Genomic DNA, 15,257 nt, shown 5'->3' on the forward strand with positions numbered 1-15,257 from the left:
ATGCTATGCCCTTAACTATTTGGCAGCCTGCTTTTCCACACGAATGGGCTCTCTTGTTGGTTCGATATATCCCTGTTCCTTTGCAGTCGGCACGATCTGATTTTCCAGACGCTCTTTTTGAATCTTCAGTTGGGCGATATTGGTCTGTAATTTGGAAATGTCCTTGCTTGCCGTATTAATCGAATAATTGATTTGATAAATGTGAGCGTACCTGCCAATCAACATACCAGCAATGACAATGCACGCTACAAGTGTCAATAGATACAGCAGCTTTTCTCGAATCGGCAGCTCTCTGCGGCGTGTAACGACTTTGGTGGTCTCACGATACCGTTGTTGCTGAACCTGTTCCTGACGGGCTCTTTCTTTTACAGCCAAATTACCGCGTGTATAAGCCATGTCGCCTCTCCTTCTCCATTAAATTTACAATTTTTCGGCAACTCTCAGCTTCGCTGACCGGGACCGTGGATTAAGCTCCAATTCCTGCTCTGACGCTACAATCGGCTTACGGTTCACCAGCTTCAGATCGCCTATCATTTTGTCCTCCAAAATAGGCAAATCAGATGGATAGATGCTTTTCGCCAAATACTCCTTGAAAATATGCTTGCATATCCGATCCTCCAGAGAATGGAATGTAATGACCGAAATTCTGCCTCCTGGAGCCAGACATCTTATCGCCTGATGCAAAGTATCTTCCAGTGCACCCAACTCATCATTTACAGCAATCCGCAAAGCCTGGAAACTGCGTTTAGCCGGATGTCCCCCGGTTCTGCGTGCCGCAGCCGGAATTCCTTCTTTGATAATATCGACAAGTTCCCCTGTTGTGTGAATAGGCTTGTTCAATCGACGTTCAATCATGATCTTTGCGATCCGCCGTGAAAACTTCTCTTCTCCGTAATGAAACAAAATACGCGCAATCTCTGCTTCCGACCATTCATTGACAATTTCGTAAGCCGTAAGCGAGCTACTCTGATCCATCCGCATATCAAGCGGCGCATCATGATTGTAACTAAATCCCCGTTCCCCCTCATCGAACTGGGGCGAGGACACACCCAGATCGAACAAAATACCCTGGACCTGCGGGACGCCGTCTTTTTCGGGCAATCCCAATTCAGTCAGCTTGTCCTGCAAGTGGCGGAAGTTAGATTTCACTAATGAAATCTTTCCTTCATAGGCTGACAGCTTCTCTCGCGCATTGTTCAATGCCCAGTCGTCCTGATCAAAGGCAATAAGCCTTCCCTCAGGGCCAAGCTGTGATGCAATGACGGAACTGTGTCCTGCCCCTCCCAACGTGCAGTCCACATAAATCCCGTCCTGCCTGATGTTTAGTGCCTGTGTTGCTTCTTCTTTGAGTACGGTAATGTGGTGAAACAAACGGCTGACCTCCTAAATTACAATTCAAAGTTGAAATCAACCAATTTCTCAGCAATGTCATTAAATGCTTCCTCTGATTGGTTGAAATATTGCTCCCAAGTGTGCTTACTCCAAATCTCTACACGGGTGGACACTCCCAATACGACGCACTCTTTAGTAAGCTTGGCGTATTCGCACAAATTCCCCGGTAAATTTACCCTGCCCTGTTTGTCCAATTCGCATTCAGTCGCCCCCGAGAAAAAAAAACGGGTAAACGCCCGCGCATCGGCCTTCATCAGAGGCAGTGCTTTAAGTTTTTTCTCCATGACAGCCCACTCATCCATAGGATACACGAAGAGGCATTGGTCCAGCCCGCGGGTAACCACGAACGAGGCACCGAGAAGTTCACGAAACTTGGCCGGTACAGTAAGCCGACCCTTCTCATCAATGCTATGTTGGAACTCCCCCATAAACATTGGTTTCGTCACCCCTTACCCCATTCTCCCACTTTGGCCCACTTTCCACCACCTAAGCATAATAGATTCGCTTTAAAAAATCAAAGACCTCTTTTTCATTACCAAAAAGTGATAGAAGCTGGATCCATAGCATTATGTCTGTTATTGTAGCCCTGCGTCATAAGATACAAAAAAGCCCCTTATCCCATGAAGCCGGCACCCGACAATATGCATCAGGTTTCGAAACCACACGGAATAAAGGGCTTACTCTCTGTCCATTATGTCAACCTAAACAAACACTTGCATTAAAAACACAACACTTTTGCAGCGAAAATCGTGACGAAAAATCCGCTTACGCGTTCCAGCTGTCCAAATAGATCTTTTGGTCTTCAGTTAACGTGTCAATTTGAATTCCCAGACTATCAAGCTTGAATCGAGCTACCTGCTCATCAATTTCATAAGGTACATTGATAACGGCCTTACCAAGCTCATTATAACGATCATTCACGTATTTCAAGCCAAGCGCCTGAAGCGCAAATGTCGTATCCATAATTTCTGCTGGATGACCATCGGCGGCAGCTAGATTCACAAGGCGTCCTTCTGCCAGCAAATACATTTTACGTCCATCTTTAAAGCGATATTCCTCAATATTACGACGCACCGTACGAATGGATTCGGAACGTTTAGCAAGCTCAGGCTTACTAACCTCCACATCAAAATGCCCTGCGTTACACAGCACAGCCCCATCCTTCATCACATCAAAGTGTTCCCCTGTAATTACAGCCTTGTTACCAGTTACTGTAATAAAGAAATCACCCAGTTTGGCAGCCTCTACCATTGGTAACACATGGAAACCATCCATATGGGCTTCTACAGCCTTGATTGGATCAACCTCGGTTACAACAACGTTGGCTCCCAACCCTTTCGCACGCATTGCAACCCCTTTGCCACACCAGCCATAACCTACCACAACCACTGTACTTCCGGCTACAACCAGATTAGTCGTACGAATAATGCCGTCGAAAGCTGACTGTCCTGTACCATAGCGGTTGTCAAACAAATATTTGCAGTAAGCATCATTAACAGCCACCATCGGAAAGTGAAGTTGCCCTTCTTTTTCCAATGCCTTCAAACGAATAATGCCAGTAGTTGTCTCCTCTGCTCCCCCACGGATCGTAGAAATCAGATCAGGCCGTTCGGATTGCAACAGAGTAACCAAGTCACCACCATCATCTATAATGAGATCCGGCTTTGTTTCCAGTGCCTTGATTTGCAAATTTTTGAATTCTTCTGGGTCCGGATTGTATTTAGCTAATACAGTAACGCCATCTTCAACTAATGCGGCGCAAACATCATCTTGTGTGGACAATGGATTACTACCCGTAATAGTTACCTGCGCTCCACCTGCTTGTACCACTTTAGCCAAATAAGCCGTTTTGGCCTCCAGATGTAGACAGATGGTTACCTTCAAACCAGCAAAAGGCTGCTCTTGCTCGAATTGTTGACGTATACGGTTCAATACCGGCATATGTGCTTCTACCCAATCAATTTTCAAATGACCTTCAGGAGCCAATTTAAGATCGTGAACTATGCTATTTTGCAGAGAATGGGAAGTCATACTTTGTTTCCTCCTTCAAATTGGTTAAATTTTATTCCATGATAAATCCTATATAAAACAACAAATTATACATAAATAACACGATGCGTCCCCGTCAAATCCAATGGTACATTCATAATCGTATCCATCAGACTGAGACCATAACGATTCAGAAAATGATAGATCGTATACGCCCGCTCCTGCGGCTGTCCAAATGGGAAAAGCGACCATTCAATACGATCCCACTGGCGAAGTGCTGTTTCATTTTGTCGAAGCAACGCTTCCTGAACTTTTGCCTCCAGATAGGCGATCTGTGACAGAATCTTATCGCGGTTGGTTTCTCCAAGCCGTAGCAAACCTTTTTCAATCAAACCTGTCTGCTGCACAAGCGGTTCGTACATGCGGACAAAAGCTTCCTTTGCCCCGGAAAACTGATCCTGCATTCCAAGCTGATCTTGAGTGGCAATCCATTGCTTTTTCCGTTCCTCAAGTCCGTCTCGAACTTGACCAAAACTTAATTCATACTTAAGCATATGCTTTTCCACACCTGACTCTACCAACGTAAAAGACATTCGTGGCAGCAGTATCGGCATCTGCATCTCCAACACCCCGAAAGCATCCCGTGTAATCGCCCAGTAAGCAATCTCTCCTAGACCCAGCACAGATGCCAGCACCGGAAACAGTGAATCCTGCATTAGAGGACGAGTTAGCACATTATTACTAAAACGTTCGGGATGTCTATCTATCTCTTCAAGCAGTTCATCCACAGTAAACACCACCAGACCGTGTCGATCTGTGAATAGCCCAGCTTTTTTGAAAAGCAGCAAACGTTCATCTTCATGGATATAAAAGAGATTCGCGCCGCCTTCATGCACATCCGCTTGTAAATGATAGCCATAATCTACGATCCGCGTGGCAGTCGTCCGGTAAGCCTGCTCCAACTCATCATTGTGCAGAACCAGCCGCTTAAAAACGGATGCTTCCAGCTTGCGTAGCGAAGGATCTGCTGAATCTAAAAGTACTAATCCATAGCTGCCGAACAAAAGGCCCAGCAACTTGGCAAAGGCTTCACTCAGTCCATATGAGTCCGTTAATCCGTTCTCAATCATGCGCATTATATCAGCCTTATGTTCTGAATCTGGCAAGCTTTGCTCTATATCCGCTATCGCTTGCTTCCACTCAACAGTATCAACTTTAATCGCACTAACCGAAGAACGGCGTTCTAGTTGCTTATTCAGCTTGATTTTGACGGCTTGTGGGTCATTTGCCATTACGTATGTATGATTGACCTCATCCCAGTCATGATCTTCGCCAGCAATCCAGAAGACGGGGATAACCGGACGTCCAAGCCGTTCCTCAGCTTCTCTCGCTGCCTTAATAATTGTAGCGGCTTTGTAAATGACCAGCATCGGACCTGTGAACAGCCCGCTTTGCTGTCCGCCAGCTACTACTAAGGCATCTGGACTATCCAGACGGTCCAATGAAGCACGAACCGCCTCATACGAATTGTATTTCTCATTGTATATACGAAGACATGCTACGACATCCTTACGGTTTAATCGCAGATGCCCCGTCTTATCCAGCCACTTCGCCCGTTGGGCATAAGCATCGGCGTGCAGCACATTATATTCATACAAGTCGCTTGCGCGTCCTGTACCCTGTATATAATCTTCTGCCAAAGCCGACCCTCCACGAAGCGTTTCCGGAATTATTTTCATGGGTCTGCCTCCTGTCTCCACCAAAACCTTACTGCTTGATTGTACCGAAAGCCCATGTCCACGTCAAAGCTTCCTACAAAAAAAACCGCCGAATAACTCGGCGGTTGTTGCATAAAACAAGATCAGGCGTAAGGCTCAGCTACAAAATGTCCTTTAGACACTTCGATGAGCGTGGCATTTTCCAGGTTATAAGCCCCTGTCTTATTGCCAGATGCATCATGAATCGGGCCTGCTTGGTCGCCTGGCATAATAATCCGTTTTTTGTTAGCTTCTACTTCTGGATCAGGAAGTGGGATCGCCGACAAAAGCATTTTCGTATAAGGATGGATCGGATTTGCATACAACTCAGCGCTTTCTGCAAGCTCGACCATTCTCCCCATATACATTACAGCTACCCGATCACTGATGTGCTTAACCATCGACAGATCATGCGCAATGAACAGATATGTCAGACCCAAACGTTCTTGAAGCTCTTTTAGCAGGTTGACAACCTGAGCCTGGATAGATACGTCAAGAGCTGAAATCGGCTCATCACAAATGATGAATTTAGGATTAACCGCTAGTGCGCGTGCAATACCGATCCGCTGACGTTGACCACCAGAAAACTCATGCGGATAGCGTGTTGCATGGTCAGGGTTCAAACCAACCAGATCAAGTAACTCTTCAATCCGTTTCTTACGTTCTGCACGGCTACCCGCCATATTGTGAATATCCAGCGCCTCACCAATAATATCAGAAACAGTAAAACGCGGGTTCAATGATGCATATGGATCTTGAAAGATCATCTGCATATCACGGCGCATGGCTTTCATTTTACTCGGTGATAATTTGTAAATATCTGTCCCGTTAAAACGTACGCTTCCTGCTGTAGGTTCATACAAGCGCAAAATCGTACGACCCGCTGTAGACTTACCACAGCCGGATTCGCCAACCATACCCAGCGTTTCACCCTCACGAATATAGAAATTCAGGTTGTCCACCGCTTTGAGCACACGGTTTTTGCCAACATTAAAATACTTTTTAAGACCTTCAACCTCAATTAAATTGTTGCTACTCACCATGATCTCACCTCCTATTTCTTCAACTTCGGATCAAGCGCATCACGCAAGCCGTCGCCAAAAAGGTTGAACGCAAGCATAATCAAACTGATCAAACCTGCCGGGAAAAGCATCCGCCACGGGTAATACATCCACCCGGTCAGAGCTGATTCAATCATTGAACCCAGCGACGCCTGAGGAGCCTGTACCCCTAATCCAAGGAAGCTCAGGAATGCCTCGGAGAAAATAGCACTTGGAACTGTCAAAGTCAGTGTGACAATGATTGGTCCTACCGCATTAGGCAACAAGTGACGGAATAGCAAACGACCTGCACCAGCACCCATTGAACGGGAAGCAAGTACGAATTCTCGGTTTTTAAGTTGTAACATCTCACCACGCACAATCCACGACATGTTAATCCATCCCGTTACACAGAGCGCAATAATAATTGTGGTAATACTTGGCTCCAGTACAACCAGCAACAAGATCGTAACAAGCAAGTAAGGAATGGAGTACAGGATTTCAGAAAATTTATTCATGATTTCATCAACGCGGCCACCAAAGTAACCCATGATTCCACCATAAATAACTCCAATCATCAAGTCAATCATTGCAGCAGCCAAACCAATAATCAAGGAAATCCGAGCGCCCATCCAAGTACGTACAAACATATCACGCCCCAGATCATCTGTTCCGAACCAATGTTCCGCCGAAGGAGGAAGATTGGTGCTCAACAAATCATTCGTGCGGTCATCGTATGGGGACAGCATCGGGCCAACGATTGAAGCAAGCACAATGAGAACCAAAACACTCAAGCTCGTCATAGCCAGTTTATTTTTACGAAGTCGCTCCCAAGCATCTCGCCAAGCGGACAAGCTTTCGCGCTGAATAACTTCAGACTGCTTTTCATCCGCTCCGACCTTCTGGAAATCTTCCGGTTTTACCTGAAGCTTATCCAAGTTCACAGCATTATCTTTAACAGACATAAAGTTATCCCTCCTTCCCGCCAGTAAGCTTAATCCGCGGATCAATAAATCCATATGCAATATCCGTAATAAAACGTGCCACCATCAGCAAAATACCGTAAAAAATAGTAACTCCCATAATCATGGTATAATCGCGGGTTGTAATACTATCTACGAATACCTTACCAATACCGCCAATCCCGAAGATACGTTCAATAACAACTGAACCTGTAATAATATTGGCTGTCATTGGTCCTACATAGGTAACAACCGGCAGAATGGCGTTACGTACAACGTGTTTGAACATAATTGTAATGGATTTTAAGCCTTTAGCTTTGGCAGTCTTAATGTAATCCGCATGGAGCACTTCCAGCATGCTGGAACGCGTTAGTCGTGCGATAAACGCAATCGGTGAAGCGGATAGAGCCGCAACAGGTAGAACGTAATCCATCGGACCTTCAAAACCCATAACATTAAACCAACCTAACTGTTGAGCAAAGTAAAATTGAATTAACGATGCCAGAACGAAGCTGGGAACCGCAATCCCCATGATAGCTAATATCATTGCGACGTTATCTATGAGCCTACGATGGTACAAAGCTGCCAGCATACCTAGCAAGAGACCGACAATTATCGACACGATTATGGCAACAAAACCCAATTTCAAGGAAACTGTGAACGTTTGTCCGATTATGTCAGTAACACTTTGATTCAGTTTTTTCATAGAAATGCCAAAATCACCTGAAGCAATATCACCTAAGTATTTGAAATATTGGATATATACAGGCTTATCTAGCCCATATTGCTCCATTAACCGGGCTTGAATCTCAGGAGAAGTCGCTTTTTCACTCATGAAGGGGTTACCCGGAATTGCTTTCATGAGAAAAAACGTCGCAGAGATCAGAATGAATAAAGACAGCAGCATATAGAAGAATTTACTGATCAAATAACGCGTCATTGCCCGTTTACACCCCCCATAAATTTTTTTCGACACCATTCGATTTTATCGAAATAGAATTGGACTGTCCAATCTACTTATTTGCATGGTTACATGATGATGGAAAAGACTAGAACACACAAAAAAAACGGGATATATATGGTTCTATCCACATATATATCCCGAAGTAACTATCAAACTTCAGAATTGAGCTTCAGTTACTGTGTAATATACGCTCTTGTGAAATCAATTGCTCCACTAAAGTCAAGCCCGATGTCTTTTACATTCGGTTTCGTTAAGGAAACATTTGAATAGTAGTAGATCGGAAGCATTACCATATCATCTTGAACCAGAATTTTCTCTGCTTTCGCAAAATCTTCCATGCGTTTAGCTGGATCAGTTTCTGTTTTGGCAGCTTTAATCAAAGCGTCATATGCAGGGTTAGCGTAACCCGCATTGTTGTTACCATTGCCTGTTGTCCACATATCCAGGAATGTCATCGGATCATTATAGTCAGCAGACCAACCACCACGAGCGATTTGGAAATTCAGCTTGTTACGTGTTTGGATAAATACGCCCCACTCTTGATTTTGGGTTTTAACGTCCACACCAAGGTTTTTCTTCCACATATCAGCTACTGCCAAAGCAATCTTTTGGTGACTTTCACTGGAGTTATACAGCATGGTTATTGTAGGAAGTGTAGTTATGCCTTCCTCTTTCATACCTTCTTGAAGCAATTTTTTCGCTTCAGTGAAGTCTTCTTTGAAGTAATCATCTTTATTCTCACTACGGAATTCTTGAGATACTCCTTTGATACCTGGAGGTACAAAGCCGTAAGCAGGAATTTGACCGCCCATTGTTACACGTTCAACGATCGGTTGACGTTGAATAGCCATCGCAAACGCTTTACGGATTTTGGCATTGTTAAATGGTTTTTCAGTTACATTAAACAGGTAGTAGTACGTACTTGCAATTCCTTTAGCCTTAAACTCGTTAGACAATTCGTTTTTCACAGCCGTAATTTGGTCAGTAGGAATTTCACCTGTTGGCATACCTGCATAATCAAGTTGTCCACTTCTGTACGAAGCCAGTTCAGTTGCACCACTGTTTACAAGGGACATCGTAATTTTGCTCAACTTGATTTCGTCTTTACCCCAATAGTTTTCGTTCTTGGTTACTTCGATCTTTTGACCGCTATCCCAAGCCGTTAATTTGAAAGGTCCGTTAGTAATCATGCTATCTTTCTGAACAGCCCACTTATCGTTACCTTTAATAGAAGGATTTACAGGATAGAAAGTGTAGAAAGAAGTCAATCCTAAGAAGTACGGAGTTGGGTGATCCAGCTCTACTTGCAATGTATGGTCATCAACAGCTTTGACACCTACATCTTTAAAATCTGTAACTTTAGTGCCTTTATAAGATTTCGAAGTGCTCAGGTTGTAGCCCTCAGCATTTTTGATATAGTACAATTGGTAAGCATATGGAGGTGCCGGAGCCGTCGAAGGGTCCAATACCCGTTGCCAAGCAAATACGAAGTCGCTTGCTTTAACTGGGTCGCCATTACTCCATTTTGCAGTATCACGAAGTTTGAACGTGTAGGTTTTGCCGTCATCAGAGATTTTCCAAGATTCAGCAACGCCAGGGATTTCTTTGCCGTCAGGGCCCATACGTACGAGACCTTCATACAAAGTTTTCAGAACCGCGTTCGTTTGACTATCCTGAGCTTGTGCCGGATCGAAGGTTGGCGGCTCGGAAGAAAGGTTAACGCGCAAAATTTGCTTGTCGGCCGGAGCCGGCGTAGTCGAGGTGTTTTCTTGTGCGCCCTTACCATTGGTATCGTTCTTGCTGGAGCCGCAACCTGCGAGCAATGCGCCAACTGCAAGAATGAGTGTCAAAAGGACTAAAAAGCTTTTCCTTTTCATCTAGCGTTTTCCCCCTAGTTCTAAAGTGGTATATGTTTATAGATTATACAACCAGCGGTCAAAAAAATCTACATTACATTTCTTCAAATTGAGCTTTTTTTTCAAAAAAACATGATTAATTCATATTTTTTCACCATTCCATGTCATCTTATATCACATGATGTTGAATATATTCTTAAATATACCAACAACAGTCAACAAAATATACGCCAATGTCATTGCTATAAAAGTTAATCTCCAGACCGCTCTACATAATCTTTTACCATCAACCTTTCCTTTTATTCGATTTTGAGCTCCTCCAATTAAACCCAAGGCCAGTAATAGGAGCAGTAGAATCAAATAAAAACCGAATCGAGATGTAAAAATGACGTTAAAGAGTGCTGCGACGGAAAATATCAGAAAAAACGTGGTAATATCCATAGAAGTAAGTAACGATTTCTTTTTTTCCATTTTAAGAATGTAGCGACAAACCGCAAACACGATCAAAAACGGAAAAAAGGGAAGAATACTGAAAGTGATAATAGTACCTTGTATAAGACTCAACTGATCACCCCTCTTTTAGCCGCATACCTTCAATTAATTGCCACAATACCTCATGAGTTGGTGCAGTAACCCCAGCCTGATCTGCCATCTGCACCAGTTGTCCGTTAATTGAAGCAACTTCCGTCATGGACTGTGCAAGTACATCAGCTAGCATGGACGAGTGATTTTCTGCCGTTGACCGGCATACATTTATAATTTGCTCCCACCATGCGTTTTCCCAGTGGATACCATGAGCTTCATACACTTGAATGCCTTCATCGTACAACCTGCGCATCATATGTATTCGAATAGGGTGCGAAAGCAGCTCGCCATTACGAACTCGCCATACCGCCGTCAGCGGATTGATTACAGCATTGATCAACAACTTGCGATACATACCGTTCTCGATTTCTTTCGACAAGCAAGCGTCAAATCCTGCTGCAAGCAGCCGATTTAGCACACATTGGTTAAAATTATTGTTCTTCGACTCCTCCCCTTCCTCCGAACAACCTATTTCAGTAACACCCGATCCTGCATGTACAATAGATGCGACTCCCTGCCTCTTGGCTCCTTCAGTCGTCACAGCAGGATATACCACAGCTTTAGGCCAAGCCTTTCTAATGCGTTCTATATGACCGATTCCATTTTGCAAGCAAACGATTCCTATAGCTCTGTCCATTTGAGCTGCAGGCTGGATCTGTTCTAATACTTCCTCAATCGCCCCCTGTTTGGTCATAAGCATTATCCATCGTGCCGGAGCCTGTGAATTTAACCGTTGCCAATCTGCCAATGGCGCTACCTTCAATTTATCTCCGGACACATGTATTGCCACCTGTCCCTCCTTATCAAACACAGTAATTCCTTCATGAGTAATGACGCGTGCCTGCTCAAGTGTACGTGTCCACAGCCTTACTTTTGTACCCGAGGCAGATAACCTCCCGGCAAACAACAATCCCAGCGAACCCGCTCCAATAATATCAATCACCTTTGTATCGTCTCGCTTCCATCTTTTTTTCTACTATATCATATGCACTCTAAAGAAATACAAAAAACGCCAACTACGGCAAAGCGCTAGTTGACGTTTTATTTCAGAATTGCAGAAGTAATCTTGTTACTCAATGCGCTCCAGATTCCCATTGGCGTCCATTTTGAATCTGGATTTAAGCTCTTCCTCATCTTCAGTAATTAGAGCCAAGCGCCGAGCCCGGTCCATAATCTGAATCAGAGCTTTATAATCATCATTCACAACACGATAGTCGGTTTGCACCTCATTCACTTCTTTGGACAGCCGGTCATTAATGGAGCGAAGCTGATTCAATTCTTCTTCCTTTTCCCGTAAATCTTTCTCCAGCATCTTAATCTGCCGATTCGTTTCCTGGACGGATCCCTTCCATTGACGCAAGAAACGAATTACTGCATCAATAGATAATGTATCCTCACTCGTACCATCTGTTCTGTACCCACCTTCAACTGTATCAAGCGAGGCAAAAGCCGCAACCTGTGATACACCTACCGGGTTCTGCTTGCGGATATAACTGCGCTTCTGGCGCTGTGCTTTGGCAATGCTAATTGCTTCATCGTAACGTTTGCGCACGCAACTGTTCCAACGAAAGCCGCATGCTGCAGAGGTTCTTCCTATCTTTTGTCCAACCTCCTCAAACGCAGCAAGCTGCGTTCCACCTTCACGGATATGCCGCAATGTCACCTCCGCCAATATCAAGTCATCTTCCACACTCCATGCATCTTGTCTTATTGCAGTCATGCCTCTAGCCCTCCTAACAACATCCTGAAATAACCGTCTTCATGAACCGATCCTGCCGGTATTTGAATAGGGTATAAAAGCTGTTTATTCATTCCTATGCCTCTCGTAGAGTTCATAGAATCTATTTGATACTAAATTGTATTTCCATTTCTGCAAGAACTCATACGTGAACGTAAACAGTTTCGGGTTTCAAGCATGCTCAGACTGCTGTACAATAAAATGAATGGTTAAAGAAACAGAAAGGATCATATACATTACTATTAGTTTTTTTCGGGAATACATAAAAGGGGAAACCAAATGAACAAACGAATAAAAATCACAATCAGCACCCTGCTGAGCACCATTATGTTGCTAACTTTCATATATGTACGTCCTACTCTAGCCGCTCCCTCCCAAGAAGAAAGTCAGATTTTACAAGATAGCCTGTCGATTGTAGAGATAGACCATGAAATTGAGCGAATCAGTCAGGAGCAACAGACTCTTTTGCAGCGCCAGCAGGAACTGCGAAGTAACCTCACCGTTCAGCAAGAGCAAATGACCATACAACGGAAGCGTGCAGGCTCTGTGCTGCGATCTTATTATATGGGGGAAAGGGACAAGCTGTTAAGTGTGGTGCTAGGGGCAAAAAGTATAAGGCAACTTCTCTCTCTGTACGATTACTACTTGTTATTGATTAGTCACGATCAGGATGTGCTTCAAGAATACGAATCCAATTATCAATCTATGCGAAAAACAGAACAACAAGTCACCCAAGCCTCAATGGAATTGGAGACAGTCAAAACAAGCTTACTGGCTCAACGTAAACGCATTGTCCTGCTTCAGTCGCGTGTAAATGACGGCGTTAACGCCAGTAATGACCCGGATACCCTACGCAAGCTAATTGGCGAAATGACAGCTTATTGGGAGAATGTAGGTGTCTACGAGGTAAATAAACACTTTAAAGCATTAGCTCAAGCTATGCAGGATTTACCGCAATTCATTCAACAACAACAAGGTGCCATGGTTACAAATGGAAAAGTCATTACGATAAGCATTCGTGAAGAGGACTTTAACCGTTTTTTAAAGTCAGAAAATGAATTGTTTAATCACTTCAACTTTACATTTGCGCAGGATCAAATTATGGTAGAAGGCCAACAAGGAACGATGAAATTAAGGGTAGAAGGTCACTACACGGTGGAGAATGAACCAAAAAATTCAATTTTATTTCATGTGGATCGATTAGTATTTAATGGTCTGGAACTACCTGATACGACCCGCAACAAGCTGGAAAGGGATTTTGATCTGGGTTTCTACCCACAGCAGCTTATTTCCTATGTCAAAGCCACAGAAGTACGCACTTTAGCAGGAATGCTTGAAGTTAAGCTCGAATTAAATTTTAAGTAAACTGGCTTTTGCTTGCCTTCAATGTTCTGAATTTTCACGCGTATAAAACAAGACCCCGGGATATTCCCGAGGTCTTGTTATTTGTAATAACGATATGGACTTTATAGCAGATCGGCTGCCAACTGTGCGAGCTTGGAGCGTTCTCCTTTTTCCAACATGATATGCCCGCTAATCCCTTCTTGCTTAAACCGCTCCACTACATAGGTTAAACCGTTGCTGGCTGCATCCAGATAAGGGTGATCAATCTGCTCCGGGTCTCCCATCAAAATGATCTTGCTTCCCTCACCCACCCGAGACACAATCGTTTTAATCTCATGTCGGGATAAATTCTGCGCCTCATCGACTATAATAAATTGCCCAGGTATCGAACGTCCGCGAATATAAGTAAGTGCCTCCACCTGAATACTGCCCAAGCCCATCAAAATTTTGTCGATATCACCTGATTTTTTGGCATCAAACAGATATTCCAGATTGTCGTAGATTGGTTGCATCCATGGACGAAGCTTTTCATCCTTTTCTCCTGGTAAATAACCAATATCCTTGCCCATAGGAACAACAGGTCGAGCAATCAGCAGTTTCTTGAAGCGATGTTCATCCTCTACTTTAAGCAAACCTGCCGCCAGCGCCAGCAACGTTTTGCCCGTACCCGCTTTTCCTGTAATGGTCACGAGAGGGATATCATCATTAAGCAAAAGCTCCAATGCCATCCTCTGTTGAGCATTGCGCGCGCTGATTCCCCATACTGATTCGTTACTCAAGTACAGCGGCTCTAATCGCTCTGCCTCCTGGTTAACTTTCAGTAATGCTGATTTTCCAGTTCCCATTTCATCTTTCAGAATGACAAATTCATGTGGATACAGTGTATAAGGTAGTTCCAGTGACTTGATTAGTAAAAAACGGTTAGAGTAAAATTCATCTATGATGGACGGGTGCACCTGTATTGCCGAGTATCCGGGGTATAGCTCACTTAAATCGCCTGTTCTATCGGAGAGGTAGTCTTCAGTCAGCAGTCCCAATACATCTGCTTTGATCCTGACCAGCACGTCTTTACTGACCAAAACGACCGAACGCGGCTCAGGCTGCTCCTGCTCTTCCAGATGATAATTCAAGGCGACCGCCAAAATCCGGTTATCGTTCGAAACCTCCCCGAACATCTCCTGAACTTTCAAAAAACTTCGGTGGTTCAACTCAACCTTAAGCCTTCCACCTTGGGGAAGTGGAACGCCACTATGCAGATGGCCCACTTCTCTCAATCCGTCCAACAATCGCGATACATTGCGGGCATTCCGTCCAATCTCATCCGCGTTGCGTTTTTTGGAGTCGATTTCTTCCAGAACTACAGCTGGAATAACAACTTCATGTTCTTTGAAGGTAAAAATGGCTTTCGGATCATGCAGCAGCACATTCGTATCCAGCACAAAAATTTTCTTCATTAAATCCCCTCCAAAGCGGCGTGGACAATCTCGTGTTTCATACCTATACCTATTCACTGGGTACCTAATACTTGCTGATTCCCTGAAAAAAAGAACCCCAAAGCAGCATAAAACAACGAAAAGTTGTAAGTGAAGATAGCCTCTGAGCCTGTCCATTTTTGAATTTAGACACAAAA

General features: G+C 44.0%; 14 protein-coding genes. 1 reads left to right on the forward strand and 13 read right to left on the reverse strand.

Annotated features, from left to right (window positions below):
- Nucleotides 1-15: 15 nt before the first annotated feature.
- The 12 genes from ACWA2B_RS18000 to ACWA2B_RS18055 all read right to left on the reverse strand — a co-directional run bounded on the left by ACWA2B_RS18000 (nt 16) and on the right by ACWA2B_RS18055 (nt 12,265).
- A complete protein-coding gene (locus ACWA2B_RS18000) occupies nt 16-396 on the reverse strand; it encodes a type VI secretion system membrane subunit TssM (protein ID WP_029517759.1) in 381 nt (126 codons plus the stop codon).
- Nucleotides 397-420: 24 nt separating this feature from the next.
- A complete protein-coding gene (rsmH, locus tag ACWA2B_RS18005; protein ID WP_023989455.1) occupies nt 421-1,371 on the reverse strand; it encodes a 16S rRNA (cytosine(1402)-N(4))-methyltransferase RsmH in 951 nt (316 codons plus the stop codon).
- Between the two features lie 17 nt (nt 1,372-1,388).
- Nucleotides 1,389-1,826: a division/cell wall cluster transcriptional repressor MraZ gene (gene mraZ / locus ACWA2B_RS18010; protein WP_013311099.1), complete on the reverse strand. Its 438-nt coding sequence runs from the start codon at nt 1,824-1,826 to the stop codon at nt 1,389-1,391.
- A gap of 331 nt (nt 1,827-2,157) precedes the next feature.
- Complete coding sequence (locus ACWA2B_RS18015) at nt 2,158-3,423, reverse strand: adenosylhomocysteinase (RefSeq protein WP_013311100.1); 1,266 nt, start codon at nt 3,421-3,423, stop codon at nt 2,158-2,160.
- Nucleotides 3,424-3,488: 65 nt separating this feature from the next.
- Entirely contained in the window at nt 3,489-5,120 is a 1,632-nt protein-coding gene (gene bshC, locus ACWA2B_RS18020) for a bacillithiol biosynthesis cysteine-adding enzyme BshC (RefSeq protein WP_449292479.1), read from the reverse strand.
- Between the two features lie 122 nt (nt 5,121-5,242).
- On the reverse strand, nt 5,243-6,181 hold the full coding sequence (locus ACWA2B_RS18025; protein WP_029517761.1) for an ABC transporter ATP-binding protein: 939 nt from the start codon (nt 6,179-6,181) through the stop codon (nt 5,243-5,245).
- Nucleotides 6,182-6,192: 11 nt separating this feature from the next.
- Nucleotides 6,193-7,143, reverse strand: coding sequence for an ABC transporter permease (locus ACWA2B_RS18030; protein WP_013311103.1), 951 nt, complete (start codon nt 7,141-7,143; stop codon nt 6,193-6,195).
- Nucleotides 7,144-7,147: 4 nt separating this feature from the next.
- Nucleotides 7,148-8,080: an ABC transporter permease gene (locus ACWA2B_RS18035; protein WP_039272253.1), complete on the reverse strand. Its 933-nt coding sequence runs from the start codon at nt 8,078-8,080 to the stop codon at nt 7,148-7,150.
- 197 nt (nt 8,081-8,277) lie between these two features.
- Nucleotides 8,278-9,981 (reverse strand): peptide ABC transporter substrate-binding protein, encoded by a 1,704-nt coding sequence (locus ACWA2B_RS18040; protein WP_039272254.1) that lies wholly within the window; start codon nt 9,979-9,981, stop codon nt 8,278-8,280.
- Between the two features lie 153 nt (nt 9,982-10,134).
- Nucleotides 10,135-10,524 (reverse strand): DUF3397 domain-containing protein, encoded by a 390-nt coding sequence (locus ACWA2B_RS18045; RefSeq protein ID WP_013311106.1) that lies wholly within the window; start codon nt 10,522-10,524, stop codon nt 10,135-10,137.
- A gap of 4 nt (nt 10,525-10,528) precedes the next feature.
- Nucleotides 10,529-11,488 carry a ketopantoate reductase family protein gene (locus ACWA2B_RS18050; RefSeq protein WP_340956092.1) on the reverse strand — a complete coding sequence of 320 codons (960 nt, stop codon included), beginning with the start codon at nt 11,486-11,488 and terminating at the stop codon, nt 10,529-10,531.
- A 126-nt stretch (nt 11,489-11,614) separates the two neighbouring features.
- Nucleotides 11,615-12,265, reverse strand: coding sequence for an RsfA family transcriptional regulator (locus ACWA2B_RS18055; protein WP_039272257.1), 651 nt, complete (start codon nt 12,263-12,265; stop codon nt 11,615-11,617).
- A gap of 297 nt (nt 12,266-12,562) precedes the next feature.
- Between ACWA2B_RS18055 and ACWA2B_RS18060 the strand changes: the two genes are divergently transcribed.
- A complete protein-coding gene (locus tag ACWA2B_RS18060; RefSeq protein ID WP_341039646.1) occupies nt 12,563-13,648 on the forward strand; it encodes a coiled-coil domain-containing protein in 1,086 nt (361 codons plus the stop codon).
- A 101-nt stretch (nt 13,649-13,749) separates the two neighbouring features.
- Here the strand turns inward: ACWA2B_RS18060 and ACWA2B_RS18065 are convergent, their stop codons facing one another.
- Nucleotides 13,750-15,081, reverse strand: a complete 1,332-nt coding sequence (locus tag ACWA2B_RS18065; protein ID WP_029517767.1) for a PhoH family protein — start codon at nt 15,079-15,081, stop codon at nt 13,750-13,752.
- Nucleotides 15,082-15,257: the final 176 nt, after the last annotated feature.

The organism is Paenibacillus sp. CMM36 (assembly GCF_053570945.1).

Excerpts from the sequence above, each read along its gene's own strand:
- ACWA2B_RS18000 (WP_029517759.1), bottom strand. The coding sequence starts at position 396 with ATGGCTTATACACGCGGTAATTTGGCTGTAAAAGAAAGAGCCCGTCAG.
- mraZ (WP_013311099.1), bottom strand. The coding sequence starts at position 1,826 with ATGTTTATGGGGGAGTTCCAACATAGCATTGATGAGAAGGGTCGGCTT.
- ACWA2B_RS18015 (WP_013311100.1), bottom strand. The coding sequence starts at position 3,423 with ATGACTTCCCATTCTCTGCAAAATAGCATAGTTCACGATCTTAAATTG.
- bshC (WP_449292479.1), bottom strand. The coding sequence starts at position 5,120 with ATGAAAATAATTCCGGAAACGCTTCGTGGAGGGTCGGCTTTGGCAGAA.
- ACWA2B_RS18025 (WP_029517761.1), bottom strand. The coding sequence starts at position 6,181 with ATGGTGAGTAGCAACAATTTAATTGAGGTTGAAGGTCTTAAAAAGTAT.
- ACWA2B_RS18030 (WP_013311103.1), bottom strand. The coding sequence starts at position 7,143 with ATGTCTGTTAAAGATAATGCTGTGAACTTGGATAAGCTTCAGGTAAAA.
- ACWA2B_RS18035 (WP_039272253.1), bottom strand. The coding sequence starts at position 8,080 with ATGACGCGTTATTTGATCAGTAAATTCTTCTATATGCTGCTGTCTTTA.
- ACWA2B_RS18040 (WP_039272254.1), bottom strand. The coding sequence starts at position 9,981 with ATGAAAAGGAAAAGCTTTTTAGTCCTTTTGACACTCATTCTTGCAGTT.
- ACWA2B_RS18055 (WP_039272257.1), bottom strand. The coding sequence starts at position 12,265 with ATGACTGCAATAAGACAAGATGCATGGAGTGTGGAAGATGACTTGATA.
- ACWA2B_RS18060 (WP_341039646.1), top strand. The coding sequence starts at position 12,563 with ATGAACAAACGAATAAAAATCACAATCAGCACCCTGCTGAGCACCATT.
- ACWA2B_RS18065 (WP_029517767.1), bottom strand. The coding sequence starts at position 15,081 with ATGAAGAAAATTTTTGTGCTGGATACGAATGTGCTGCTGCATGATCCG.